Origin of the sequence: Bombilactobacillus mellis (assembly GCF_000967245.1) — a bacterium.
Taxonomy (GTDB): domain Bacteria; phylum Bacillota; class Bacilli; order Lactobacillales; family Lactobacillaceae; genus Bombilactobacillus; species Bombilactobacillus mellis.
Window position 1 is genome coordinate 216,966 of the sequence record NZ_KQ033878.1, and the last position, 24,533, is coordinate 241,498.

Below are 24,533 nucleotides of genomic sequence, written 5' to 3' on the forward strand. Positions count from 1 at the left end.
AATAAGCTTTTTAGATTTTTAATTAATCAAACTGGTCACTGCTGAACATATAACTTTTATAGTGATAACGCATAGACATAATGACACCCACGCCAATCATATTCGCAATCAGGGCTGATCCTCCTTGCGAAATAAAGGGTAACGGAATACCAGTCATTGGTAACAAACCAATACTCATCCCAATATTTTCAAATACATGGAACAAAATCATCACGACAATACCAGTTGAAACATATGCATAAAATTCATTTTTAGTATCAAAGGTAACTTTAACCATTTGTGAGATCAATAAAAAATACATCATAATTAGTAAACAAGAACCGATAAAACCAAAATTCTCTGCAATAACTGAAAAAATCATATCTGATTCTCGCACTGGCACATAAACATTAGAATGGTTGAAACCTTTACCAGTTAACTTGCCGGAACCTACAGCTTTTAAATTTTGCCATAATTGATAACTATTATTAGAAGTGTCATGTGATGGATCCAGCCATGAATCGATCCGCTCGAATTGATACGCATGAAAACCAATATGGCTCAGCATTTCCCGCCCAGAATTGGTTGCAACTAAAGAAATAGCTGCAAACATCAGCGCCGATGCTATGATTACCAATCCGAGAATAATCCGCCAATCAATTCCGGAAACCAACATCGTTCCCGCTAAGATGGCCAAAAAAACCAACATGGTTCCAAAATCTTTTTGTAACAACATTAAAACAATAACTGGTAAGGACCACAAAATCATCTTCCCGATTAAAATTTGGTCACTATGCAGTGTATGTTCATGATAATTGTGGTTATGCTCAGTTACAACTCGGCCTAACATCAAAATAAAAGCTGGTTTCATCAATTCGGACGGCTGAAAAGAAAACGGCCCCAGGGCAAACCAACTTTTGGCTCCCGTCTTGGCTGCATAATCACGACTATAAAAGAAAAGTACTGCAACTAATAAAAAAATTCCGATACTATAAGCATAAGGAGCAATCATCCACAATTGCTGAGCATCAAAATGCATAATAATAACTACTCCGACCGCTCCTAAAAAATACCAAATTAGTTGCGACATGACCATCTGCGTCGGACTACCAGTAGTTCCATTATCATGACTAGCAGCTACATAAATGGACATTAAACCAATCAAAGCTAACACCATTACCGAAAAAATAATACCATAATCAATTCGTGAATTCTCATCAGTATTTTTTGTTTGCTTCTTTTTCAAATCCATATTAGCTCCTAATGTAAATGCAAATTAAACTGCATTAATGCACTGTTTAAAGCCTCTTCCAAGCTTGCAGTAACAACTTTAGATGTCATACTATTAGACAGCTGTTCTACTTCATAATGCTGTTGATCTAATTTAGTAATATGTGCCACCGTTTGGGATTTTTTTTTAAAAGAGACAATTACGCTCCAACTACTACTAGATTTTTCTTGTAACTCAACCTCAAAATTTCGTTCTTTTTTACTCATTAGTTTCCCTTCGTTTTTGCGGATGAAATTTTTGAGCAATAATTTCATCTTCATATTGTTCTGGATGCTGATTGCGCAATAAAGTAAAAGTATCTGGGACGGGATCAAAACCGCCACGATTAAAGGGATTGCACCGCAAAATACGGGCTAATCCCATAATAACTCCCAAAATCAGGCCTTGTTTTTGAATAGCTTCAATCATATAGGCGGAACAGGTTGGGTAATAACGGCAAGAGGCCGGCAAACCTGGTGAAATATATTTTTGATAACCATGAATAACTCGAATAAGCAGCTGACTAAACATTCTCATCACCGTGAAAATTGTAAAATATGCGACCAAGTACTCGGCAAAAGCGGTGTTAAAATATTACCTCCACCGATTACGGCACCAATCATTGCTCCGACAATAAACAGAATCAGAAATACTAGCATAATTAATGCAATGGTTTTTAATAATTTATTACCGTAAGATTTATTCATTTTTCAACCTTCATTAGTATTGCTCATTATTTTCGATATGATCCAGCAAAATACCGGTCCCTAAAGCTACCGTATCCAGTGGATTTTCAGCAATAATAACCGGCACTTGTAATTCACGTGCAAATAACTTATCAATACCTCTTACTAAAGAGCCGCCACCAGTTAACATAATTCCATGATCAATGATATCAGCAGATAATTCCGGTTGGGCCTGCTCCAAGACAGTTTTTGCTCCATCAATAATAGTATAAAAAATATCATTTAAAGCCTGCTGAACATCTGTTTCAGAAATAGTGACACTGACAGGCAGACCAGTTTGCACATCACGACCTCTAATAGTTATTGTGTTTTCTGGATTGGGTTCAAAGGCCGTCCCAATTTGTTTTTTGACATCTTCAGCGGTTCTTTCACCAATCACAATATTATGGTGAACCTTGACGTAACTTTGAATTGCCAGATTCATTTTATCGCCGGCAAGTCGAATCGATTTACTAGCAGCAATATCTCCCATGGATAAAATTGCAATATCGCTCGTTCCGCCCCCAATATCAATCACCATATTTCCTTGAGGTTTAAAGATATCCATTCCGGCACCCACTGCCGCCACTTTAGGTTCTAATTCTAAATAGACATCTTTACTTCCGGTCTGTTCGGCCGCTTCAATAATAGATTTTTGTTCAATCGATGTAATATTGGTCGGACAGCAAATCATAATTTTCGGGCGCGAAAACATAGTTTTCACATTAGTTTTTTCAATAAAATACTTTAACATTTTTTCAGTAATATCAAAGTCAGCAATTACACCATCTTTAAGGGGTCTAATTGCCTTAATATTGCCCGGAGTCCGGCCTACCATTTTATAAGCCTCAGTCCCTACAGCCACTACTTCATTGGTTTGGGTATTAATTGCTACTACTGAAGGTTCATTGATTACAATACCCTCGCCCTTGACATTAATTAAGATATTGGCCGTTCCCAAATCAATTCCAATAGACTTTGCCATCTTTCAGCCTCCAAATAACCTTACCTGCACAAAAATTATATCATAGTTTTTTATTATACTCTGTTTTATTAAGATCGCCATTGTATTTAAAACATAAAAATTAAATTTTGAAAGGCTTGTACTAAACTAATAAAAAAAGAGCTGACCGAGTAACCTAAAGTTATAGCCGTAAAAATTAACAGTAATTTACCTAAATTATTATTAACTTGGGGGCGCAAAAATTTATCCCAGTCTAATGTTTGAACAGCCAGAAAAGCAATCCAAATAAAAAAAATATGACTAAAAATTATTAATAAATTTTGAATACCAATTTGTTTCAAGATTAATCTCCCTTAAATAATCGTACCCCATAATTTTAACAAAAAATAGTCAAAATGTGTTAAAACCAATCCCCATCTCTTGGGCTATGTATAATAAAAAAGGTTCCAGATTATGAAAAAAAAATTTCATAACCGCAGAACTTTTTTATAAATATAAAAGTCAGTTTAATGATGTTCAGAAACTCTGATCCGATTAATTGCCCGTGCTAGTGCCACTTCTCCCCGACGTCGATCATCAACATCATGGGTTTGTTTAGCTTTTTCAATCCGCTTTTCAGCACGTTCTTTAGCGTAACGTGCCCGTCTTAAATCAATGTCACGAGACAGTTCAGCACTATCGGCAATAATGGTTGCAACATTATCCTTAAATTCTAAATAACCACCATTAACTGCAATTGCATCTTCACGATTCTCATTTTCAGCACATAAGGAACGTACTTCTGCAATTTGTAAAGTTGCAATAATGGGTAAATGATTAGCTAAAATACCCAAATCTCCATCGGTGGCGCGCGCAACTAAACGTCGCGATTGCTGCGAATAAACTTGACCATCAGGAGTAACGATATTGACTTGAAAAACACCAGATTCGTCCATATCAATTCCTCCCACTAATTAGCTGCTGCAGCCTTATTGTCCGAACTATCAGACTCTTGTTCGTCTGCAGGATGATAACCCATCTTTTTAGCTTTTTCTAGAACTTCTTCAATTGTACCGACACTACGAAAGGCATCTTCCGGCACATCATCATATTTACCTTCTAGAATTTCTTTAAAGCCTTTGACTGTATCTTTAATTGAAACATAAGATCCTGGAAGACCGGTAAATTGTTCAGCTACATGAAAATTCTGAGATAAGAAGAATTGCATCCGCCGCGCGCGGGCAACTATTTCTTTTTCTTCATCTGATAATTCATCCATACCTAAAATGGAAATAATATCCTGCAGTTCATGGTAGCGTTGCAAAACATGTTGTACTTCTGTCGCAACTTGATAATGCTCTTCTCCAACAATCGCCGGATCCAAAGCACTAGAAGTCGAAGCTAATGGATCCACCGCTGGGTAAATACCTTGTTGCGTCAAACTCCGCTCCAAGTTGGTCGTCGCATCCAAATGGGCAAATTCGGTTGCTGGTGCTGGGTCAGTATAGTCATCAGCAGGAACATATACAGCTTGAATAGAAGTAATTGAACCCTTTTTGGTGGAAGTGATTCGTTCCTGCAATTGTCCCATTTCAGTAGCCAAAGTCGGCTGATAGCCAACGGCTGACGGCATTCTGCCTAACAACGCAGAAACCTCGGAACCAGCTTGAGTAAACCGGAAAATATTATCAATAAATAACAACACATCTTGACCTTCAACGTCACGGAAATACTCAGCCATAGTAACTCCAGTTAAAGCTACTCGCATCCGCACACCAGGTGATTCATTCATTTGACCAAAGACCATGGCTGTTTTAGCTAAAACTCCAGAAGCCTTCATTTCAAAATACAAATCATTACCTTCACGGGTTCTTTCACCAACACCGGTAAATACAGAAATACCATTGTGTTCTTGAGCAATATTATGAATTAACTCTTGAATTAAAACGGTTTTTCCAACACCAGCACCGCCGAACAGGCCAACTTTTCCACCCCGAAGATATGGTTCCAGCAAATCAATAACCTTGATACCAGTTTCCAAAACTTCTGAAGTAGTATTTAAATCATCATATTTTGGTGCGTCTTTATGAATACTATCACGCTGAACATCTTCTTTAATCGGATCGCCACCGTCAATAGGTTCTCCCAAAACATTAAAGACACGGCCTAAGGTAACATCACCAACAGGAACACTAATCGGTTTACCAGTATCAACTACAGTAGTTCCACGTTGTAAACCATCTGTCCCGGACATAGCAATGGTCCGCATGACACCATCACCTAGCTCCAATGATACCTCTAAAGTAATTTTTCTACCCTGATTAGTTTCAACAGTTAAGGCGTTATTAATATCAGGTAAAGAACCGTCAAGTGGAAATTCCACGTCAACAACGGGGCCAATAACTTGTACTACTTTTCCTTGACTCATTTAAACAACCCCTTTCTTATTCTAATGCTGAAGCACCACCGATAATTTCAGTGATTTCAGTTGTAATTTGTTCTTGACGAGCACGGTTATACTTTAATGATAAACTAGAAATTAAATCATCTGCATTATCGGTTGCTGTCCGCATAGCGGTCATGGAAGCAGCATGTTCGGCAGTTTTGGCATCCAAAATTGATCCAAAAACAACACTTTCAATATACTGCGGCACCAGTTTTTGTAAAACTACCTCAATTGAAGGATCAACTATATAACTAGAAGTATTGCCAATTTTTTTAAAATCAACTTCATCAGCAATATCGCGTGAAATCGGCAATAACTTATCAACTGTAAAAGTTGAAGTTAAAGAATTAACATGATGATTATGACAAATATATAATTGATCAAACACCCCGGTATCAAACATCTCTACACAGGTTTTAACTAATTTTTGAATAGTTTTAAACTGGGGCACATCTTCCACACCCCGATATTCATAAGCAACATCGTAGTTCCGCTTCTTAAAAAAATCAGCCCCAGTACCACCCACGGCAATAATTGAGAATTTTGATTTATCATTTTGATGATTTTTTCTCAATAAATCCATAGTTGCTTTAATAATAGTTGAATTATAGCTACCTACAAGCCCACGATCAGAAGTAACTACAATATAGGCGGTCTTTTTAATAGGACGATTTTTTAAAAGATGGTCTAATGACATAGAATCATTTGAAGATTCAGTATTATTATCTCTATATTGACTGATAATTTTACTAGCAACTAAATGACCCATAGTTTCTTTTAGCTTCTGCTCATATAATTGATAAACATTAGACTGTTTTTCTATTTGTGTTAATTTAGCGCCAGAAACCATTTGCATAGCGTGAGTAATTTGACCTGTCTTCTTAGTTGAAGCAATGCGGCGTTTAATATCCATTAAGGATTCAGCCATTAGTCATACCTCCTCACTACTTTTTTGCCTGTTGAGCATTTTTGGCAGAAGAATCAAATCCCTCGGCAAACTCTTTAACAGCTGCAGTCATTTTATCTTCATCAGGCAAATTACCAGTTTCTCTAATTTCTTTGAGCAAATCCGAATGATTCCCATCAAAGAAATCAAAAAGTCCTTGCTGGAAAGCCTGAGCTTGATCAACTGGTATATTATCCAAAAATCCTTGAGTTAAAGCATAAAAAATTATAACTTGTTTTTCTACAGGAATCGGTGAATGCAAAGGTTGCTTTAAAATCTCCATGGTAATTCGTCCACGATTTAACTTAGCTTGAGTAGCAGCATCTAAATCAGAACCAAATTGCGCAAAAGACTCCAACTCATTATAGGAAGCAATATCCAAACGCAGAGTACCAACAACTTTTTTCATAGCTTTAATCTGCGCATCCCCACCAACACGAGAAACCGAAGTACCAGCATCCACAGCTGGCCGATTACCTGCATAAAACATATCACTTTGCAGGAAAATCTGACCATCAGTAATGGAGATAACATTGGTAGGAATATAAGCGGAAATGTCACCCGCTTGGGTTTCAATAATCGGCAGAGCTGTCATAGAACCTCCGCCTAATTTATCGTTTAATTTAGCAGCCCGCTCCAATAAGCGTGAATGCAAATAGAAAACATCACCCGGATAAGCTTCACGCCCAGGTGGTCTCCTTAATAGTAAGGATATTTCCCGATAAGCAGCAGCTTGTTTACTTAAATCATCATAAATGATTAAAACATGCTTGCCGTTATACATAAACTCTTCACCCATGGCTGCGCCAGCATAAGGAGCAATATATAACATTGGAGCCGGTTCACTTGGACCAGCTTCAATAACAATAGTATAGTCCATCGCGCCCATTTTTCGTAATGTTTCTACTTGCGATCTAATGGTTGATTCCTTTTGCCCAATTGCGACATAAATACAAATCATATTTTGATCTTTTTGATTCAAAATGGTATCAATCGCAATGGACGTCTTACCAGTTTTCCGGTCACCAATAATTAATTCCCGTTGGCCCCGGCCGATAGGAACTAATGAATCAATCGCCTTTAAACCTGTTTGTAAAGGTTCAGAAACTGATTGTCGATCCATAACTCCCGGAGCAGTATTTTCAATCGGACGAGTTTTTTCAGTTTTAATAGCACCCAAACCATCAACCGCTTGTCCTAGAGGATTAACGACCCGACCGATTAATTGCTCTCCTACCGGAACTTCCATAATTCTTTTAGTTCTTTTAACGCGATCGCCCTCACGGATATCATCATATTTACCTAAAATAATGATACCAACATCATTAGTTTCCAAGTTTTGGGCAATTCCAAACGAGCCGTTAGTAAATTCCAGCAACTCGTTAGACATTACATTATCCAATCCATGAGCACGGGCAATTCCATCACCAACGTAAGTTACAGTTCCAATTTCTTCAACTGCTAAATCGTCGTGATAATTTTTCAGTTGCTCTTTAATCAATGAACTGATTTCCTCAGCTTTGATGCTCATTAAATTCACCTCTATATTTATTACTAATCATTCAGCAGCACGCGCTTTAACTTCTTAATGCGAGAAGCAATACTACCGTCAATAATTTGACCACCAACTTGAACAATCAGACCGCCAATAATTGTTTTATCCACTTCTGTAGTCAGATTAATTTTTTGTGCATTTAATCTTTCCTTTAAGGCTTGTCTTAAACTGTCAAGTTGTTCGGCATTTAATTCCACAGCCGCAATTATATGTGCATTGTAAGTACCCGTGAATTCGTCGTACAACTGTTCATAAGCAGTTACTATTTCTGGAAGCACATTTAACCGCCGATATTCAAAAAGCAGTTGCAAAAAGTTTGTCATGATTTCACTAGCTGAATCGGTAATTTTCGTTAAAAGCTGCTTTTTTTCTACACTTCGTAAACGAGCATCAGTTAAAATCTCACCGAGATCAGGTATTTGCTCATATATTTCCATCAGAACATGTAATTCGTCCAGAATCGCAGTTTCCTGCTTCTGCTCTAACGCAAACTCAAACAAAGCCTTCCCATAGCGCCGGCCAATTTCAATATTACTTAGTTTCATGGTTGGCATTCAACTCCTTAATATATGAGTCGATTAAATTCTCCTGATCACTAACTGATAATTCGCGGCCAATAATTTGGGAGGCAATATCAACTGATAGTTGAGCAACATCTTTTTGAACCGACTTCATTGCCTCTTGCTTAGCTTGCTGCGCATTGGCTTGTGCTTGAGATTGAATTTCCTGAGCTTCAGAATGAGCCTGATCGACAATACTCTGACGTTGAGTTTCCCCTGATTTTTTTGCGTTAGCAACGATTTGGACAGCCTCTACTTTAGAATTTTTGAGTGCTGTTTCCCGTTGTTGTTTTAAATTTTCCGCATCCTGCCGTTCTTTATCAGCATAATCCAAATCACCAGTAATTTTTTGATTCCGCTTTTCCATCATATTAGTAATTGGTGTCCAAGCATAGTGTTTAACTAATAAGGCTAAAAGGATAAACGCGATTAAAACAAACAACGTATCACCTAATGAGGAAGATTGCGCTGCTAATAATAAATTATTTTGCAATGATACGTCATCTCCTTTTTTAGTTCCAGTAAAATTAAAGGACCATTAAAAAGGCAATAACTATCGCAATAATGGGCACAGCTTCAATCAAACCAACACCAATAAACATCATTGAACGTAATTGTCCAGACATTTCCGGCTGCCGAGCCATATTTTCAATAGTTTTAGAAATAACATTTCCATTACCATATGAAGCGGCCAAAGCGGCCAATCCTGCTGCAATACCTGCACCTAAAAATTTCATTTAAAAATACCTCCAAATTATTCTGTTACAATTTTATGTGATATATAAACAGTTGATAATGTTACAAAAACATAGGCTTGAATTGCGCCAATAAATACTGAAAATCCTTGCCAGACCATAGATATTAATAACGAAGGAATCCACGTTACAATTCCATAAGAACTAGCCATTTTAACAATTAAATCTAATAATACTTCACCAGCAAAAATATTACCGTAAAGCCGCAAAGATAGAGTTAAAAAATTAGTAAATTCTTCCAGAATATTAATCGGCGTCAATCCCCACATAGGTTCAGCGTAATGATGCAAATATCCCTTAATTCCACGTTGTTGTACACAATAAAACTGGGCTAGAACCAAAGAGATTGTACCCAAAGACATGGTCACAATTGGACTAGAAGTCGGTGATTTAATATAAGTTTGACCACCAATTGCTACTTCAAGGATTAATCCTAATTGGTTAGCTACAAAGATAAACGCAAACATTACAAAAACATAAAACATAATAGGTTGCGCCTGACTCTTTTCTGGAATCATTGATTTAACGATTCCATTTGTAAAATCGACAATCCATTCCAAAACATTTTGAGCTTTTCCTGGACGCATTTCAATTTTTCGGGATAAAGCAAAAAACAAAATGAAAACCAATAAGGCCGCAATGAAAGTCGACAAACAATTTGCAATATTAAAAGTCAGCCCACCAATTGTAATTAGTGGAGAAGATCCATTCAATCGATATCACTTCCTCCCTTTTTATTTATTTAGATCTTAAACCTGATAATATTCAAGCATAAAAACAGATTACCACCAAAAAACAACAAATTCAAAGTAAATCTATATATTTCTAAAGGGAAATTTATTTTGTACCGAACAATCGATCTCCCGCGTCACCTAATCCTGGGAAAATATAACCATTTTCATTAATTTTTTCATCTAGAGCAGCCGCATAAATGTCAATATCCGGGTGATTTGTCTGTACAGCATGAACACCTTCGGGAGCAGCAACTAAAACTACTAAACGTATATGCTGAGCTCCACGTTTTTTCAAAGCATCAATAGCCATATTAGCAGAACCGCCAGTTGCCAACATTGGATCGACAATAAAGAGTTCGCGTTGATCGATATCAGAAGGCAATTTAACAAAATATTCATGGGGTTGCAAAGTTTTTTCATCACGATACATGCCAATGTGCCCCACTTTAGCAGCGGGAATTAGCTGTAAAACTCCGTCAACCATTCCTAAACCAGCCCGTAAAATTGGGATTACAGCCAGCTTTTTACCTGCTAATTCTTTTTGCACGGTTTCTCCCATCGGCGTAGTTACTTTAACATCTTTTAAAGGTAAATCTCGTGTAATTTCATAAACCATCAATTCTGCAATTTCATTAACAATTTCACGAAATTCTTGCGTGCCGGTATCTTTATTTCGAATAAGTGTTAACTTATGTTGAATTAATGGATGATTTAAAACTGTAAATTTGGACATTATTAGGCCTCCTGTGATTTAAAATGTTTATTACCCGCTGACTTATTTAAACGGTTCATATAAGCAGCACCTAAACCAGATGCTGTAAAACCCTGCGCTAAAATATATTTAATCTGCGGGTCCAAATCAAATTTTCGTAAAGCTGCAAACAACAAATGACTCGCTGAATCCAAATTACTGCCTAACGAAAAAGTGGCTCTGGCAGCTGTCAAATCTATTTGGTCTAAAACCGACTGTTCTGCCATAACTGCAAATGGTTGGTTTTGCTGTTTCACCCAAGATAAAGCGGGCTCAAAATCCTCAACCGTATCCACAATAACTACTTGAGCTTGAGGCGCGTAATGTTTATATTTCATTCCGGGAGCCTTAGGAATTTCTCCGGGCTGAACTTTATGATGGTCACTTTGTACTGTGCCAATAACTTCCTGTAGCTGTTGTTGAGAAACAGCTCCCGGACGTAAAATGGTTGGTATGCTGCTAGTTAAATCTAATACTGTAGATTCCAGCCCTACTCTTGTAGGTCCATCATCAAGAATGCCACTAATTTTACCTTGCAGATCATGGTAAACATGCTGAGCTAAAGTTGGACTAGGTTTACCTGAGGTATTTGCCGACGGCCCAACAAGAGGACGACCTAAAGTACTGATGAGATTTAAAGTAGCCTTATTATCCGGCATTCTAAAAGCCACCGTATCCAAACCACCGGTTACTGTTTTAGACAAAGTACCGGCTTTAACCGGCAGAATAATAGTTAACGGACCTGGCCAAAAGTTGTCCATTAATTTTAAAGCTAGGGATTTATCGGCCACATCCGCATACTGCCACACCATTTGAGGTGAATCCACGTGCACAATTAAAGGATTATCACTGGGGCGTCCCTTAGCTTCATATACCGATTGCGCAGCTTGAGGGTTAGTCGCATCGGCACCTAAACCATAAACTGTTTCGGTTGGAAAAGCGACTAATTTGCCTTCCGCTAACCATTGGGCTGCTTGGGAAATTTGTTCTGGCGATAGAATTGTAGTTTTCATTTTTTCACCTCTTTTCGTTGTAAACGCAAAAACCGGGGATGATTAGCCACATCATGGAAAAAATCAATTTGCCAATTTGGTAATTGCTCTTGAAATATTTTACTAATTTTTTCTTGCTGTTGAAAGCCAAATTCCAAATAAATTTTGCCCTGCGGTTTTAAAAATTGCTCTATCTGCGAAAAAACTCGCCGGTAAAAGACTAATCCGGATTCTGAAGCAAACAAGGCTTGATGGGGTTCAAAATTTACTACTGAAGAATCCATTAATTCAATTTCTGAAGTTGCTATATATGGTGGATTAAATACAATCAGATCAAATTGCTGCTCTTGGACCGGTTGAAATAGATCTCCTATTACAAATTTAATTGGCAAATGATACTGGTAACTATTTTGCTGTGCTATTTGGACAGCTGCCGGTGAAATATCCGTTGCTGTCAAATTCTGATAATTTCCTTCTAATCCTAAAGTAATTACTAAAGCTCCCGATCCCGTGCCTAATTCCAGTAAATCAACCGCAGTCGGATTATCCTGCAAAATCTGAGCAATCATAGCTTCACTATCTTGGCGGGGAATTAAAGTATCAGAAGAAACCTTAAATTTCCGTCCGTAAAACCAAGCATAGCCTAAAACATATTGCGCTGGCCAGCCTGCTGCTACTAGGTCGATATCTTGTTGATAAACTTTTTGTAAAGTTGTCGGCATTAAATCTTTTTGATGCAAAGAAAATTGGGTCCAGTTCCACCCCGTCAATTCCAATAGTAAATACCGGGCACTTTCTTGATCTTGATGTTGTTTTTCTAACATTAAAAAAGCCCGCTTAAGGGCATTAATATAGCTTAGTCTCTCCATTTTGGATACGCTCCAGCTTTTTAGTCTGATCAGACAAAATTAAAGCATCAATAATCTCATCCAATTGACCATTCATAATTTTATCTAATTTATTCAAAGATAAACCAATACGATGATCAGTTACCCGATTTTGCGGATAGTTATAGGTACGAATACGTTCGGATCGATCGCCCGTACCGACGGCAGATTTACGCTCAGCATCATACTCACTTTGGTTTTGGGATTCATAATAATCATAAACACGGGAACGTAAAATCTGCATTGCCTTCTCGCGATTTTGCTGCTGAGAACGTTGATCCTGCATCGCAACAACAATCCCAGTCGGAATATGAGTCATTCTTACGGCAGAAGAAGTCTTGTTGATATGCTGGCCTCCGGCTCCTGAAGAACGATAGACATCAACACGGATATCTTTGGGATCAATTTCCAAATCTACTTCATCATATTCCGGCATTACTGCGACTGTGGCCGTTGATGTATGAACCCTACCGGCAGATTCCGTTGTTGGAATTCTTTGCACACGATGGGCTCCATTTTCAAATTTCAATTTGGAAAAAACCTTTTTACCGGAAATCATTATCGCAACTTCTTTATAGCCGCCAACTTCGGTTTTATTTTCGTCAATAATTTCAAATTGCCAATTTTGCCGCTCTGCATAACGTTCATACATATTTAAGAGATCGCCCGCAAACAAACTGGCCTCATCGCCACCGGCAGCCCCACGAATTTCCATAATAATATTCTTATCATCATTAGGATCTTGTGGAATCATTAAAACTTTAATGTTTTCTTCTACAGCGGCCAACTGCTCTTCTTGCTCAGAAATTTCTTCTTTAGCCAAATCTTCTAATTCAGGATCCTTACTTTCATTAAGAACCTCTTTACTTTGCTCAATATCAGATTTTAGTTGCTGGTACTTTTTATATTCAGTAACCACCTTTGCCATGTCAGCTGCTTCTTTAGAAATTTTCAAATAACGCGGAGTATCATTAATTACTTCAGGGTCACTCATCATTTCTTGTAGTTCATCATAGCGTTCAACTAAACCTTCCAATTGATCAAAAATTTTATCCACATTCAGCCCCACTTTCTAAATTTTATCTAACGGCGGATTCAAATAGTGCTTACGGCAAACCGGATAGTAACTTTCATTGCCGCCAATTTGGATTTGCTCGCCGCCATAATCCGCTTGTCCATTGGTAATTCTTAAATTCATAGTCGCCTTTTTGCGACAAAACCAGCAGATAGTTTTCATTTCTTCAATTTTATCAGCGTAAATTAATAAGGCCTCACTTCCAGCAAATAAATGATTTTGAGAATCATTTTTTAGACCAAATGCCATTACCGGAATTCCCAATTCGTCAACAACTGCAGCCGCCTGTTTGACTTGGTCAACAGTCAAAAACTGCGCTTCATCAATTAAAATGCAGGCAGCTTGCGGACATTGATTTTGAACCACAGTATAAATATTTGTATCAGCCTGTAGCGCCACCGCTTTTCTACTTAAGCCAATACGACTGGCAATCTGGCCCTGACCGTTACGCGTATCCAAACTACTAGTCATTAGTAATACTTGTTTGCCCTGCTCTTCATAATTATGGGCAACTTTGAGTACTTCAATGGATTTGCCGGCATTCATTGCGCCATAGCGAAAAAATAATTGCGCCAACTTTTAGGCCCCTTTCACATCATCACTGCTTTAATTATACTTAAATTTACATAAAGTTCCACAATTCTTCCATATAAAACTGTAAAGTAGTATAAAATATATGGTATTATTTCTCAGTAAAGAGAGGAAAGTTTTTATGAGCCTAAAATCAAAATTAGCTATCGGTTTGGGAAAGACTTCTTATCAAATCTTGCATAATGGCTTCCATCGCGGCAGCTCCTTACCGGGAAAACTGGCATATCGTTTAGATCCCAAAGTGTTACAAGATTTGAGCCAAGATTATAAGATCATTCTTGTGACCGGAACCAATGGCAAAACCTTAACCACAGCATTGATTACTAAAATTTTACAACAAAAGTATCATTATGTTTTAACTAATCCCACAGGCTCGAATATGATTCAAGGTATTACCTCAGCGTTTTTAGCACAATCCAGTCAACAGTCCCCGGCTAAAAAAATTGCAGTGCTGGAAGTTGATGAAGCTAATGTAGCCCCTATTTGTGAAGCTATGACGCCGAGTGTTTTTGTTTTAACTAATATTTTTCGAGACCAAATGGATCGTTATGGCGAAATTTATACTACGTTTGAAAAAATTGTAGCGGGCATTAAAAAAGCCCCGCAAGCCAAGCTCATTATCAACGCTGATGCTTCTATTTTTAATTCGATTGATCTGCCTAATCCAAAAATTTATTATGGTTTTAGTGATGATGGCCACCAAAATCAGGATCTCAGGGCCAAATTCAACGTTGATGGAATTTTATGCCCCCAGTGTCAGCATATCATGCACTATCATCTGATAACTTATGCAAATCTTGGCAGTTATTTCTGTCCTAACTGTCACTATGAACGGCCGCAGTTAGATTATCAAGTTACTGCAGTAGAACAATTATTGCCTAATCGTTCTACTTTTACAATTGATGGCAATACATTCTCTATTAATATTGGCGGAATGTATAATATTTATAATGCGCTAGCTGCCTATGCCACTGGTCGCACTTTAGGTGTTAGTGTGGCAGAAATTCACCAAGCTTTTCAAGCTGATGAACAGGTTTTCGGGCGCCAAGAGGTTATTTCTTTAGGAAACAAACAATTAACCATTATTTTAGTCAAAAATCCAGTAGGTTTAAATCAAGTTCTTGCTACTTTAGAAACTGATCCTGACAGTTATTGCCTCGGCTTTTTGTTAAATGCCAATTATGCTGATGGAATTGATACCAGTTGGATTTGGGATGGGGATTTTGAAGATTTGCCTTTTGAAAAAATCAACCCCATTATTACTGGTGGCGAACGCTGGCAAGATATCAATCTGCGCTTTAAAATTGCTGGAGTGTCCACTCAGCAGTTACAACACGCCACTGATTTAGACCAATTTATTAGTGCTTTAAAACAGCAGCCACAAACAAAAATTTATGTGCTTGCTACCTATACTGCGATGCTGCAATTACGCCAAAAACTTATTAATAGCGGTGATATAAAACAATAAGATAAATCAGACTATTTTAAAGCGGTGCATAGAAGCGCCGCTTTTTAACGTTAGGACGATTAAAAACCTGATTAACAAAGAAATAAAGTAATTTCTAAATCAAAAGCCTTCTATAAAAACTAGTCGCCGAATTTAAAGGATAACCGTCGCTTAGTAAAAAATTTTGCTAGCATTGTATTTATTATTGATACCAGACATTGGAAAAAATTCGCCCGATTGAAGGGTAAAATCGCATAAAGTTCACCCTCTAACTCCTCCAAAAAAGAAAACTTTATTCCTGATTGTAGATACTCAATAGACTATGATCATTATCAACCTAAAAATTCTCAGGATAAAAATTACCCTGAGAGACATTCTAATTAAAATTTAGCTTTGTAAAAACAATTCCATAATTGCATTGCGAGCACTTAAAAAACGTTGATTATTATTAAAAGGATGCACTCGATTACTTAAAACAATCAACGCCCGCTGCCGTTGACGGTCAATCGCTAGAAAATTACCAGTATAACCCGTATGATATAAGACAGCTTCACCTAGGCAATTCCAGCGTAAATCCCAACCAAAAGAACGGCCCGGCAATACCGGTGTAAAACTGTGAAATAATTTTTTAATAGTAGCATCCTGAATCGGAGCTTGGGTGATTGTCAATTGGCCCAGCATAAATTGACTAAAACGGATTACATCATTTAAACTCGCAAATAACCCTGCTGAACCACAATGGCAACCAAGCTGCTGGGCTTTGGGATCTTGTACAACTCCCTGCAGATTTTTTCCCGTTTTACTGCTGGTGATAACGCAATTATGGGGCTGGGGCTGAAACGTGGCAGTTGTTAAACCTAAAGGCTGCAAAACCACCTGCTCAATTACTGATTGTACTGGTTGATGGTAGATTTTTTCAATTATTAATCCTGCTAAAATAGGACCCGTATCGGTATATTTAATTACTTGATTAAAATTCGAAGTTACCGGCAGTTTCACCAAGGCTTTTATTAATTCTCTGCCACTTAGACAATCACGTTGCGGTATATATCCTTGAATACCGGAAGTATGGGTCATTAAATGACGTAACGTTACCCGTTTATCCGTAAACTCCGGTAAGTACTGACAAATGGCAGTTTCTGTACTCAAAACCCTTTGTTCAATCAGATGTAATAAAACCGTCGTTGTTCCGATAACTTTAGTTAAAGAAGCCAAATCATATAAAGGATTAGCTGGTAAAGCTGTTTCTTGCGGTAACCAGGTATTAAGCCCTACTTGCCGGCGCTCAAGATGATCAGCCGTTAAATAAGCAAAACTAATTCCCGGAACAACCTGCTGAGAAACTAACGCGTTTATTTTATCGATAAGATACATCTTTTATTAACCTAAATTTTTAATATTGCCACTAAATTGAGAATTATATAAATCAGCATAAAAACCTTTTTGTTCCAATAATTGCTGATGATTACCGGTTTCAATAATTGAACCATGATTCATTACAATAATCTTATCAGCATCTTGAATGGTAGACAAGCGATGGGCCACAACAAAGCTGGTACGACCTTGTAATAATCTCTGCATGGCGTGTTGAATTTGAAATTCAGTTCTAGTATCTACTGAAGAAGTTGCCTCATCCAAAATAAGAATCTCGGGGTTAGCTACAAATGCGCGGGCAATAGTCAATAATTGTCTTTGTCCTTGAGATATATTAGAGGCTGCTTCATTGAGAATGGTTTCATAGCCCTGCGGCAATTGTCGAACAAATTCATCCACATGAGCGGCTTGAGCGGCCCGCAAAATATCCGCTTTTGTAGCATTTTCCCGGCCATATTTTAAATTATCATAAATCGAACCTGTAAATAACCAAGTGTCTTGGAGCACCATTGCTAAATGCTGACGTAACTGGTCCCGACTGAAATTACGAATATCACGGCCCCGCAGTTTAATAGAACCACCTTTAATATCATAAAAACGTTCTAATAAGTTAATAATGGTCGTTTTACCCGCTCCAGTAGGACCCACAATTGCTACCATTTCTCCCGGATCAACTGCTAAAGAATAATCTTTAATTAAAAGCTCTTGATCAGCATAACCAAATTGAACATGATCAAAAGTAATTAATTTATCAGTTGGTTGATCGGCTATGTCGACATGAGTTGCCTCCATTGGCGGTTCATCTAAAACAGCAAAAATTCTTTCAGCAGAGGCTATCGTCGCTTGAATAGTATTAGCTAAATTGGCTAATTGAGTAATCGGCTGGGCAAATTGTTGCATATATTGTAAAAACGCCTGAATATTACCAATAGGCAGCCGATTATTTGCTACTTGAATACCGCCATAAATCGCAGCTACTACATAGCCTAAATTATTAACCAACGCCATCAAGGGCATCATAATTCCAGCTAACAGCTGAGCTTTAAAACCAGACTGATATAAGCGCTGATTTTCTTTTTCAAATTGCTGTAAGGCAATTTTCTCATGATTAAAAGCTTTAACTTCTAAATGACCAGCATAATTTTCCTCAACCTGGTTATTCAAAAGACCTAAAGATTTTTGTTGGGCGGCAAAGGCCTTTTGTGAATGAGGAGCAATAACCCCGGTTACAATTAAGCTTAAAGGGATCGTAATCAAGGCAATTAAAGTTAATTGCCAACTAATAGAAAACATCATCCATATAGTACCTATCAAGGTAACACAACTAGTAATCAACTGTGTTACACTTTGCTGTAAAGTAGCTGCTATATTATCCATATCATTAATGGCCCGCGACATAATATCACCGTTATTATGAGTGTCATAATAACTAATCGGTAAATACCGCATTTTTTGTTTTAAGTCTTTACGTAACTTATATACCGTCTGTTGAGAGATTCGGGTCATTAAAATTTGCTGCAAAAAACTAAAGACAGCCGCTATCAGGTAAAACGCTGCTATTAGTAATAAAATCTGCTCAATTCTACCAAAATTAATCGGGTATCTGCTAACATCCAATCCAGCCTTTTGGCGAGTAATACCTGTTACTACTCCCTTATAGATCTCGGTAGTGGCTTGTCCTAATACCTTGGGGGTGACAATCTGAAAAATAGTTGAGGCGATGGCCAAAAGAACCACGATCACCAAAGATAAAATATAACTGGACATGTAATGAATTAAACGTACTAAAGTACCCCAAAAATTCTTGGCTCTATTACTGTTCTGAAAATTATGTGGCCGATGACTAGTCATTGATTGCCGCCCCCTTAATTTGCGATTGCATAATTTCTTGATAAGTGGCATTAGAATCTTTTAACTGTTGATGTGTCCCACAGCCCACCATTTGCCCATGATCTAAAACAACGATCACTTGAGCATCTGCAATAGTGGAAATTCGTTGGCTCACAATTACTAAGACTTTCTGTTTTAAGCGCTCATCATTAAGCAAGGCCTTACGCAATAAAGCATCAGTTTTAAAATCTAAAGCAGAAAAAGAATCATCAAAAATATAAATCGAAGCATCCTTAACTAAAGCCCGGGCGATAGCTAATCTTTGTTTTTGCCCACCAGAAAAATTATCGCCTCCCTGCTCTACTTTAGTGTCTAATCCCTGCTCGCTTTTAATAAAATCAGCCGCCTGAGCAATTTCTAGAGCATGCCAAAGTTGTTCATCACTAGCGGTCAAATCTCCATATTTTAAATTATCCCGGATTGTTCCTTTAAATAACACTGCTTTTTGCGGAACCAATGCTACTTGATTATTAATTTCTTGCAGAGATAAATCTCGCACATCATGCCCATTTAGTCGCACTTTTCCCGACTGCACATCATAAACACGGGAGATTAAATTAACTAATGTCGTTTTACCAGAACCGGTCCCTCCAATAATCCCTACGGTTTGTCCTGCGTGCACTTGAAAACTTACATTCTTTACAGCTGGACTTTCTGCTCCCTGATAGCTGAAACTAACCTGAGAAAATTCTAAAGCAGCTGCAGATTGATCCAATTTTTTTTCTTGATTATTTTCTTTTAATTCACTTTTCATCTTTAAAATAGTATTAATTCTCGTTGCCGAGGCTTGGGCTCGAGGTACAAATACGAAGATCATTGACAACATCATGCAACTCATTAAAATTTGGATGGCATAGGTCATAAAGGCAATCAAATCACCCACTTCCATGCTTCTTTGTGCAATATATTTAGCTCCCAGCCAAGTAATACTAATATTCATACCGCTCATCACTAGAATTATTAAAGGATACATGGTTGCTATAATTGAAAAAGCTTTTTGTGCATTATGGGTATAGTCTTGATTAGCGGCATCAAAGCGCTTTTGCTCCCAATCATCACGCCGAAAGGCACGAATCACCCGCACTCCCGTTAAGCCTTCCCGAAACACAAGGTTTAAGCGGTCAATCTTTTTTTGCATCATCTTAAACAAAGGAACTGCAAAATACATGACTACGCCAACCACAAGAATTAAAACGGGCAAAATAAAAACAAATATTTCGGTCAGACGCTGATTTTTTTGATAGGCCATAAAACTGGCCCCAATCATCATAATAGGTGCCATAATCATCATTCGTAACATCATCAACGTGACATTTTGAATTTGCACAACATCGTTAGTAGTTCGGGTAATGAGTGAAGAAGTCCCAATTTGATCAAATTCATTATTAGACATATAGAGAACTTTACGATAAATATCATTACGCAAATTTTGCCCTAATTGTTGGGAAGCTTGAGAAGCCAATAAAACATTAAAAAAAGAAACTACCACAATAAAGATAGAAGCCCCTAACATTCTTATTCCCGCAATTATGATATAATGGGTGTCACCGCGAGTAATGCCTTTATTAACAATATCTGAGGTAATATTGGGAAGCGCCAAAGTTCCTAAAACCTGAAGTCCCATAAAAACAATTGCGCCTAAAACACTCCATAGTGAAATTCTTTTTTTCATCACACTGATCATTTTTTCACTTCCAATCAATTATGCCGCGATTCTTTTGCAGATTCTTAATATTTCTTATGGATATTGAAACTTTCTAATTATTATTCAAAACTATGTCAATTAATCCAGTATTAAGTAATTCCCGGTGGTCAATGAGTTGCTAATTAAATATAGCGCTGCGTGAAGCTTCAATAAATAGTTTGGTAAATCCACTTTCACTGGGATAAACAGCCATTTATGTAAGCTTCTGCTTTTGGTCTACACATGCCAAGCCACAAGGTTTTAAAACTTAATTATTAATTGGGAACTTATAATAGCACTAGGATGAATTTTCAGATTGTGCCAGTATTTGTAAAAATTCATTATTTTTAGATGTTAATTTTTTGATCCGTAACGCGCAATCTTCTTCACTTAAATTGAGGGCAACCTGGTAATTAATTTTCATTCTTAGTCCTGCTTTCTGCTAATAAGTATAATAAGCAAACCATATTTTACGGAAAAAAACTTTAAATGGTTGAATAAATGTCATTAATAGTTATTAATTCTGGTTAAAACTTACTTTTTAAGCCCCAAAAATTGGAGTATCTCCAGCTACGAAAGTAGAATTAGAAAGAACAGCAATTTCATCAATTATTAAGACACCATTTAAAGAATAAAGATGAAGACAACAATTAAAATCTTAAATTTATGATAATTATAAAAAACTATATTAATGCTCTTTATTAGGTAGACAACAATGAATTCTAAATCTCGAAATAACAATTATCTTAACATAATCTTCAAAATTTTAGTATTATTAACTTTATATCTTTTACAACAATTACCAGCCACCGTTTTAACTACTGCAGCAAGTGTTCCAACAGCTTTTGCACAAGTTAAACTTTCTGTACCTTTCATATTTTTAATAACAGCCTGCATTTCAATTGCCATCATGTTTTATTTACATCAACGAACTCAAAAATTCACAACCAAAAAACTTGATTGGCAAAGTGGAATCTGGATAGTCGGGGGTGCCATTTTTAATTACAGCATTAATATGCTTTTTTTGCCCCTAATGAAAACCAGCAATAATGCGAATGTGGCGGCCCAAAACCAACTAATGAAGCTGTTTCCTGTCCTATTTTTAATCTATGCTGTAATCATTGCCCCAATCAGTGAAGAAATCTTTTTCCGGGGTTATTTAATTAATTGGTTTTTTGCGGATAATCTTTATTTGGGAGCAGTTGTCAGTGCTATTATTTTTGGTGCTTTACACATTTCTCAAGATCCTGCTTATTTTCTTTCTAAAGCTATTTTGGGTTTAACCATGGGGATTGTTTATTTAAAAACTAAAAATATTAAAGCCAATATTATTTTACATGTAATTAATAATATTTCTGCCTTCTTTATTGGCTAAATTGGTTATCTTTCCATCAAACTATTTTGGACAAAGAATTTCAGCAAATAATTTTGCGAAAAAGCCAAAGAAACTATTGACGATCGTGGCAAATTTCGGTATTATATTTGTTGTTCATTGCCCGTTGGTCAAATGGTTAAGACGCCACCCTCTCAAGGTGGAGTTACGGGTTCAATTCCCGTACGGGCGATAATAATGGATAAATCAGTCTTTTAACAACAATTTGTATTGTGTATGTGTTGTAAGACGGTAAAAAACAAGCTGCCAATCAATTATGATTGGCAGCTTGTTTTTATTTTTAATATTATCCTCTATAAATAGGATTTACTAAATTCTTTTAGGTTTAATATTCCCCAAATGGAAGCTAATGATAATCGATTTGATTTGCCGTCAATGAAAAAATTTATGGGACCGTAATCAACAATATGTTAAATTAAACATAACAAAATATCAAAAATCCTATTTTAAAATAGATTCCGTTAACTAAAAAATAAAAACATTTTGAATTTCAAATTCTGTTATCTTTTTGTTACTTATTAAGAAGGAGGACACCATGCGAAAATTTAATACAGGTAATAATCCTCAAAATAAACAGCCAATAAATCAAAATTTACAAACTGATTATCTAGGATATTTTGAATCTGGTCAATTAAATGACTTAAACCAAAACAGAACTATAAATTATAAAAGAATATGGATTACTCCTTTAGATTATTTAATTATTATAATCGGGCTAATTGGTATAGCAGCTTCTATTTGGCCACCAATAATTTGTATATGCTTATTAATATTAAGAAATTTAGGTATAGTTAATCCAATAACTATCCGTATAAACGATAAGAAAATAAAAATAACTAAAGATGATTACGCTAGATTAGAACATAGAAAACCAATGTTAGAGCAAAAGCCAAATACTACCAAATACAATAAGTAAGTTTGCTATTCAAATGAGTAAGGGCCTCTCAATTTACTTTCACAATTAATAATAATTATCTAAAGTTAATAAAAAATCCAACTTTAACAGTTGGATTTTTATTAACTTATTTTTGTTCACGATGTTCATAACGCCAATACAATACAAAAGCTACCAGCGTAAAGAAAATAGGCCCGGCGACTGTCCAAAAAGCATCAAAATATTGCCGTTCTAATACTGGTTGAATGAAAGTAAATAAAATAGCTAATGCTACTACTAAAAAGGCAATGCAACTGACCCAATTAGCCGTAGTTTGTTTTTTGTAAAAGACATAAGGACGTTCCAAGTTGGTTTTTGCTTTAAAAAATGGAAACGCAGCAATTAAATATAAATAAGGCACCGAAGTCGAGACATTGCCCATCAATGTTAAAATATTGTAAAACTGTGCTGCACTAGAACCGCCAAACGAAACTCCAATAATAATTATGGCTACTACAAGCGCTTGAATCCACATCGCACAAGCAGGAATATGATGACGATTTAACTTAGTTACCCGCTGCGGCCAAAAATCCCGAGGAGTACCTAAAATAAATGACTTCAAGGGAGAATAAACTAACACAAAATAGGAACCCAGATACATCACAAAATTATCAAAACCGACAAACCGGGCAAACCATTCACCCATTACTAACGAAATACTAGTACTTAAATGTAATGACTTACCCAAGGTATAACCTAAATTATCCATTAATACATAACCGACATTACCTAAATTAACTCGGGAATTATTCAGTACATGTTGCCAATTAGCACTAATACCCCAAAATAAAATCGAAATAGCATACATAATAGCAATAGCTAAAGTTGCAATTAAAATTCCCTTGGGAAAGGTTCGTTGGGGATCTTTCAAGGAATCCGTTACTCCACCTAAAGACTCTAAGCCGCCATAAGCAAAAATTGCATAAACCACAAACGATAACATTCCTAATACAGAAGCAAAACTAGCATTGGGCGATTGTATAAAAGAACGTACCCCAGTAATCGGCTGCTGTAACTGAAATTTATTCAAAATTAAAATAATTAAACTAACCAAAAAAAAGAAACCATTTAGTAAGACCATGATAAAACCACCTAAAGTGGAAATCTTACTAATCCAACTCATTCCATGGCAGGCGAGCAGGGTTACCAACAAAATAAACAAAACTCCTAAGAGACCAATTACTTGCGTAGAGGTCAGACCAGCTAAATGCCAGCTAGGAGTTTTGTCACTGCCTTGAAACAATACGGAAAGAGGAATCCAAACTCGTGAAGCTGTAGAAACAAGCCATAATTCCCAAGAAGTCAGCCAAATAAAAGTTCCATAAAAGGCAAACTTAGGTCCAACTGACCCTTCCAACCAAGAATAAATTCCACCTTCAGCACTGTGAAAAGTGGAACCATATTCGGCAAACATTAATCCTGATGGTAAAAAGAAAAAAATGGCGGCAAAAACATACCAGATGATACTGGCATATCCCATTTGTAAATAAGCGATAGTGCCATTATTAAAACCATAAATGGTGGTAAAAATCATCATTACTAAACTCAAAATACCAATCGTAGTACGACTACTTTTTTCACTACTCAAAACCTAAATTGCTC

Annotated in this window: 27 protein-coding genes and 1 tRNA gene; 4 read left to right on the forward strand and 24 right to left on the reverse strand. The window is 36.7% G+C overall.

What is annotated here, in order from left to right; all coding sequences use genetic code 11:
• Positions 1-22 precede the first annotated feature (22 nt).
• The 19 genes from JG29_RS05245 to JG29_RS05330 form a co-directional block, all read right to left on the reverse strand.
• Entirely contained in the window at positions 23-1,231 is a 1,209-nt protein-coding gene (locus JG29_RS05245) for an FtsW/RodA/SpoVE family cell cycle protein (RefSeq protein WP_045922915.1), read from the reverse strand.
• An 8-nt stretch (positions 1,232-1,239) separates the two neighbouring features.
• Complete coding sequence (locus JG29_RS05250; RefSeq protein ID WP_045922916.1) at positions 1,240-1,476, reverse strand: DUF2969 family protein; 237 nt, start codon at positions 1,474-1,476, stop codon at positions 1,240-1,242.
• Positions 1,469-1,780: a membrane protein insertion efficiency factor YidD gene (yidD, locus tag JG29_RS05255; protein WP_045922917.1), complete on the reverse strand. Its 312-nt coding sequence runs from the start codon at positions 1,778-1,780 to the stop codon at positions 1,469-1,471. Before yidD ends, JG29_RS05250 begins: the two co-directional genes overlap by 8 nt.
• 5 nt (positions 1,781-1,785) lie before the next feature.
• Positions 1,786-1,956 (reverse strand): DNA-directed RNA polymerase subunit beta, encoded by a 171-nt coding sequence (locus JG29_RS08690; protein WP_084232601.1) that lies wholly within the window; start codon positions 1,954-1,956, stop codon positions 1,786-1,788.
• Positions 1,957-1,969: 13 nt separating this feature from the next.
• Positions 1,970-2,959 (reverse strand): rod shape-determining protein, encoded by a 990-nt coding sequence (gene mreB / locus JG29_RS05260; protein ID WP_045922918.1) that lies wholly within the window; start codon positions 2,957-2,959, stop codon positions 1,970-1,972.
• 86 nt (positions 2,960-3,045) lie between these two features.
• The gene (locus JG29_RS05265) at positions 3,046-3,279 is read right to left on the reverse strand and encodes a DUF1146 family protein (RefSeq protein WP_045922919.1); all 234 of its coding nucleotides are present in this window, start codon (positions 3,277-3,279) and stop codon (positions 3,046-3,048) included.
• A 165-nt stretch (positions 3,280-3,444) separates the two neighbouring features.
• Positions 3,445-3,873: a F0F1 ATP synthase subunit epsilon gene (locus tag JG29_RS05270; RefSeq protein WP_045922920.1), complete on the reverse strand. Its 429-nt coding sequence runs from the start codon at positions 3,871-3,873 to the stop codon at positions 3,445-3,447.
• A gap of 14 nt (positions 3,874-3,887) precedes the next feature.
• Positions 3,888-5,345 carry a F0F1 ATP synthase subunit beta gene (gene atpD / locus JG29_RS05275; protein WP_045922921.1) on the reverse strand — a complete coding sequence of 486 codons (1,458 nt, stop codon included), beginning with the start codon at positions 5,343-5,345 and terminating at the stop codon, positions 3,888-3,890.
• Positions 5,346-5,361: 16 nt separating this feature from the next.
• Positions 5,362-6,291, reverse strand: a complete 930-nt coding sequence (locus JG29_RS05280) for a F0F1 ATP synthase subunit gamma (protein WP_045922922.1) — start codon at positions 6,289-6,291, stop codon at positions 5,362-5,364.
• Between the two features lie 16 nt (positions 6,292-6,307).
• Entirely contained in the window at positions 6,308-7,840 is a 1,533-nt protein-coding gene (gene atpA / locus JG29_RS05285; RefSeq protein WP_045922923.1) for a F0F1 ATP synthase subunit alpha, read from the reverse strand.
• A 23-nt stretch (positions 7,841-7,863) separates the two neighbouring features.
• Complete coding sequence (gene atpH, locus JG29_RS05290; RefSeq protein WP_045922924.1) at positions 7,864-8,409, reverse strand: ATP synthase F1 subunit delta; 546 nt, start codon at positions 8,407-8,409, stop codon at positions 7,864-7,866.
• Positions 8,396-8,917: a F0F1 ATP synthase subunit B gene (gene atpF, locus JG29_RS05295; RefSeq protein ID WP_045922925.1), complete on the reverse strand. Its 522-nt coding sequence runs from the start codon at positions 8,915-8,917 to the stop codon at positions 8,396-8,398. Before atpF ends, atpH begins: the two co-directional genes overlap by 14 nt.
• Positions 8,918-8,951: 34 nt before the next feature.
• Complete coding sequence (gene atpE / locus JG29_RS05300; protein WP_045922926.1) at positions 8,952-9,161, reverse strand: F0F1 ATP synthase subunit C; 210 nt, start codon at positions 9,159-9,161, stop codon at positions 8,952-8,954.
• Between the two features lie 17 nt (positions 9,162-9,178).
• The gene (atpB, locus tag JG29_RS05305) at positions 9,179-9,892 is read right to left on the reverse strand and encodes a F0F1 ATP synthase subunit A (protein WP_045922927.1); all 714 of its coding nucleotides are present in this window, start codon (positions 9,890-9,892) and stop codon (positions 9,179-9,181) included.
• Positions 9,893-10,016: 124 nt separating this feature from the next.
• Complete coding sequence (gene upp, locus JG29_RS05310) at positions 10,017-10,646, reverse strand: uracil phosphoribosyltransferase (protein ID WP_045922928.1); 630 nt, start codon at positions 10,644-10,646, stop codon at positions 10,017-10,019.
• Between the two features lie 2 nt (positions 10,647-10,648).
• On the reverse strand, positions 10,649-11,677 hold the full coding sequence (locus tag JG29_RS05315; RefSeq protein WP_045922929.1) for an L-threonylcarbamoyladenylate synthase: 1,029 nt from the start codon (positions 11,675-11,677) through the stop codon (positions 10,649-10,651).
• Positions 11,674-12,525: a peptide chain release factor N(5)-glutamine methyltransferase gene (gene prmC / locus JG29_RS05320; RefSeq protein ID WP_045922930.1), complete on the reverse strand. Its 852-nt coding sequence runs from the start codon at positions 12,523-12,525 to the stop codon at positions 11,674-11,676. Before prmC ends, JG29_RS05315 begins: the two co-directional genes overlap by 4 nt.
• Positions 12,503-13,600 carry a peptide chain release factor 1 gene (prfA, locus tag JG29_RS05325; protein ID WP_045922931.1) on the reverse strand — a complete coding sequence of 366 codons (1,098 nt, stop codon included), beginning with the start codon at positions 13,598-13,600 and terminating at the stop codon, positions 12,503-12,505. Before prfA ends, prmC begins: the two co-directional genes overlap by 23 nt.
• A gap of 15 nt (positions 13,601-13,615) precedes the next feature.
• Positions 13,616-14,194, reverse strand: coding sequence for a thymidine kinase (locus JG29_RS05330; protein WP_045922932.1), 579 nt, complete (start codon positions 14,192-14,194; stop codon positions 13,616-13,618).
• A gap of 136 nt (positions 14,195-14,330) precedes the next feature.
• Here JG29_RS05330 and JG29_RS05335 point away from each other — a divergent pair, with 136 nt between their 5' ends.
• Positions 14,331-15,677: a Mur ligase family protein gene (locus JG29_RS05335; RefSeq protein ID WP_045922933.1), complete on the forward strand. Its 1,347-nt coding sequence runs from the start codon at positions 14,331-14,333 to the stop codon at positions 15,675-15,677.
• A gap of 366 nt (positions 15,678-16,043) precedes the next feature.
• Here JG29_RS05335 and JG29_RS05340 read toward each other — a convergent pair whose 3' ends face one another.
• The 4 genes from JG29_RS05340 to JG29_RS08965 all read right to left on the reverse strand — a co-directional run bounded on the left by JG29_RS05340 (position 16,044) and on the right by JG29_RS08965 (position 21,028).
• The gene (locus JG29_RS05340; RefSeq protein ID WP_045922934.1) at positions 16,044-17,030 is read right to left on the reverse strand and encodes a serine hydrolase domain-containing protein; all 987 of its coding nucleotides are present in this window, start codon (positions 17,028-17,030) and stop codon (positions 16,044-16,046) included.
• Between the two features lie 6 nt (positions 17,031-17,036).
• Complete coding sequence (locus JG29_RS05345) at positions 17,037-18,881, reverse strand: ABC transporter ATP-binding protein (protein ID WP_045922935.1); 1,845 nt, start codon at positions 18,879-18,881, stop codon at positions 17,037-17,039.
• Positions 18,874-20,604: an ABC transporter ATP-binding protein gene (locus JG29_RS05350; RefSeq protein WP_045922936.1), complete on the reverse strand. Its 1,731-nt coding sequence runs from the start codon at positions 20,602-20,604 to the stop codon at positions 18,874-18,876. Before JG29_RS05350 ends, JG29_RS05345 begins: the two co-directional genes overlap by 8 nt.
• A 298-nt stretch (positions 20,605-20,902) precedes the next feature.
• Positions 20,903-21,028, reverse strand: coding sequence for a hypothetical protein (locus JG29_RS08965; protein ID WP_274602127.1), 126 nt, complete (start codon positions 21,026-21,028; stop codon positions 20,903-20,905).
• Positions 21,029-21,319: 291 nt separating this feature from the next.
• Between JG29_RS08965 and JG29_RS05355 the strand changes: the two genes are divergently transcribed.
• The 3 genes from JG29_RS05355 to JG29_RS05365 all read left to right on the forward strand — a co-directional run bounded on the left by JG29_RS05355 (position 21,320) and on the right by JG29_RS05365 (position 22,913).
• A complete protein-coding gene (locus JG29_RS05355) occupies positions 21,320-21,979 on the forward strand; it encodes a CPBP family intramembrane glutamic endopeptidase (protein WP_045922937.1) in 660 nt (219 codons plus the stop codon).
• Between the two features lie 118 nt (positions 21,980-22,097).
• Positions 22,098-22,169: transfer RNA gene (locus JG29_RS05360), tRNA-Glu, on the forward strand.
• Positions 22,170-22,532: 363 nt separating this feature from the next.
• Positions 22,533-22,913 carry a hypothetical protein gene (locus JG29_RS05365; RefSeq protein WP_045922938.1) on the forward strand — a complete coding sequence of 127 codons (381 nt, stop codon included), beginning with the start codon at positions 22,533-22,535 and terminating at the stop codon, positions 22,911-22,913.
• 106 nt (positions 22,914-23,019) lie between these two features.
• Here JG29_RS05365 and yjeM read toward each other — a convergent pair whose 3' ends face one another.
• Positions 23,020-24,519, reverse strand: coding sequence for a glutamate/gamma-aminobutyrate family transporter YjeM (yjeM, locus tag JG29_RS05370; protein WP_045922939.1), 1,500 nt, complete (start codon positions 24,517-24,519; stop codon positions 23,020-23,022).
• Between the last annotated feature and the right edge of the window lie 14 nt (positions 24,520-24,533).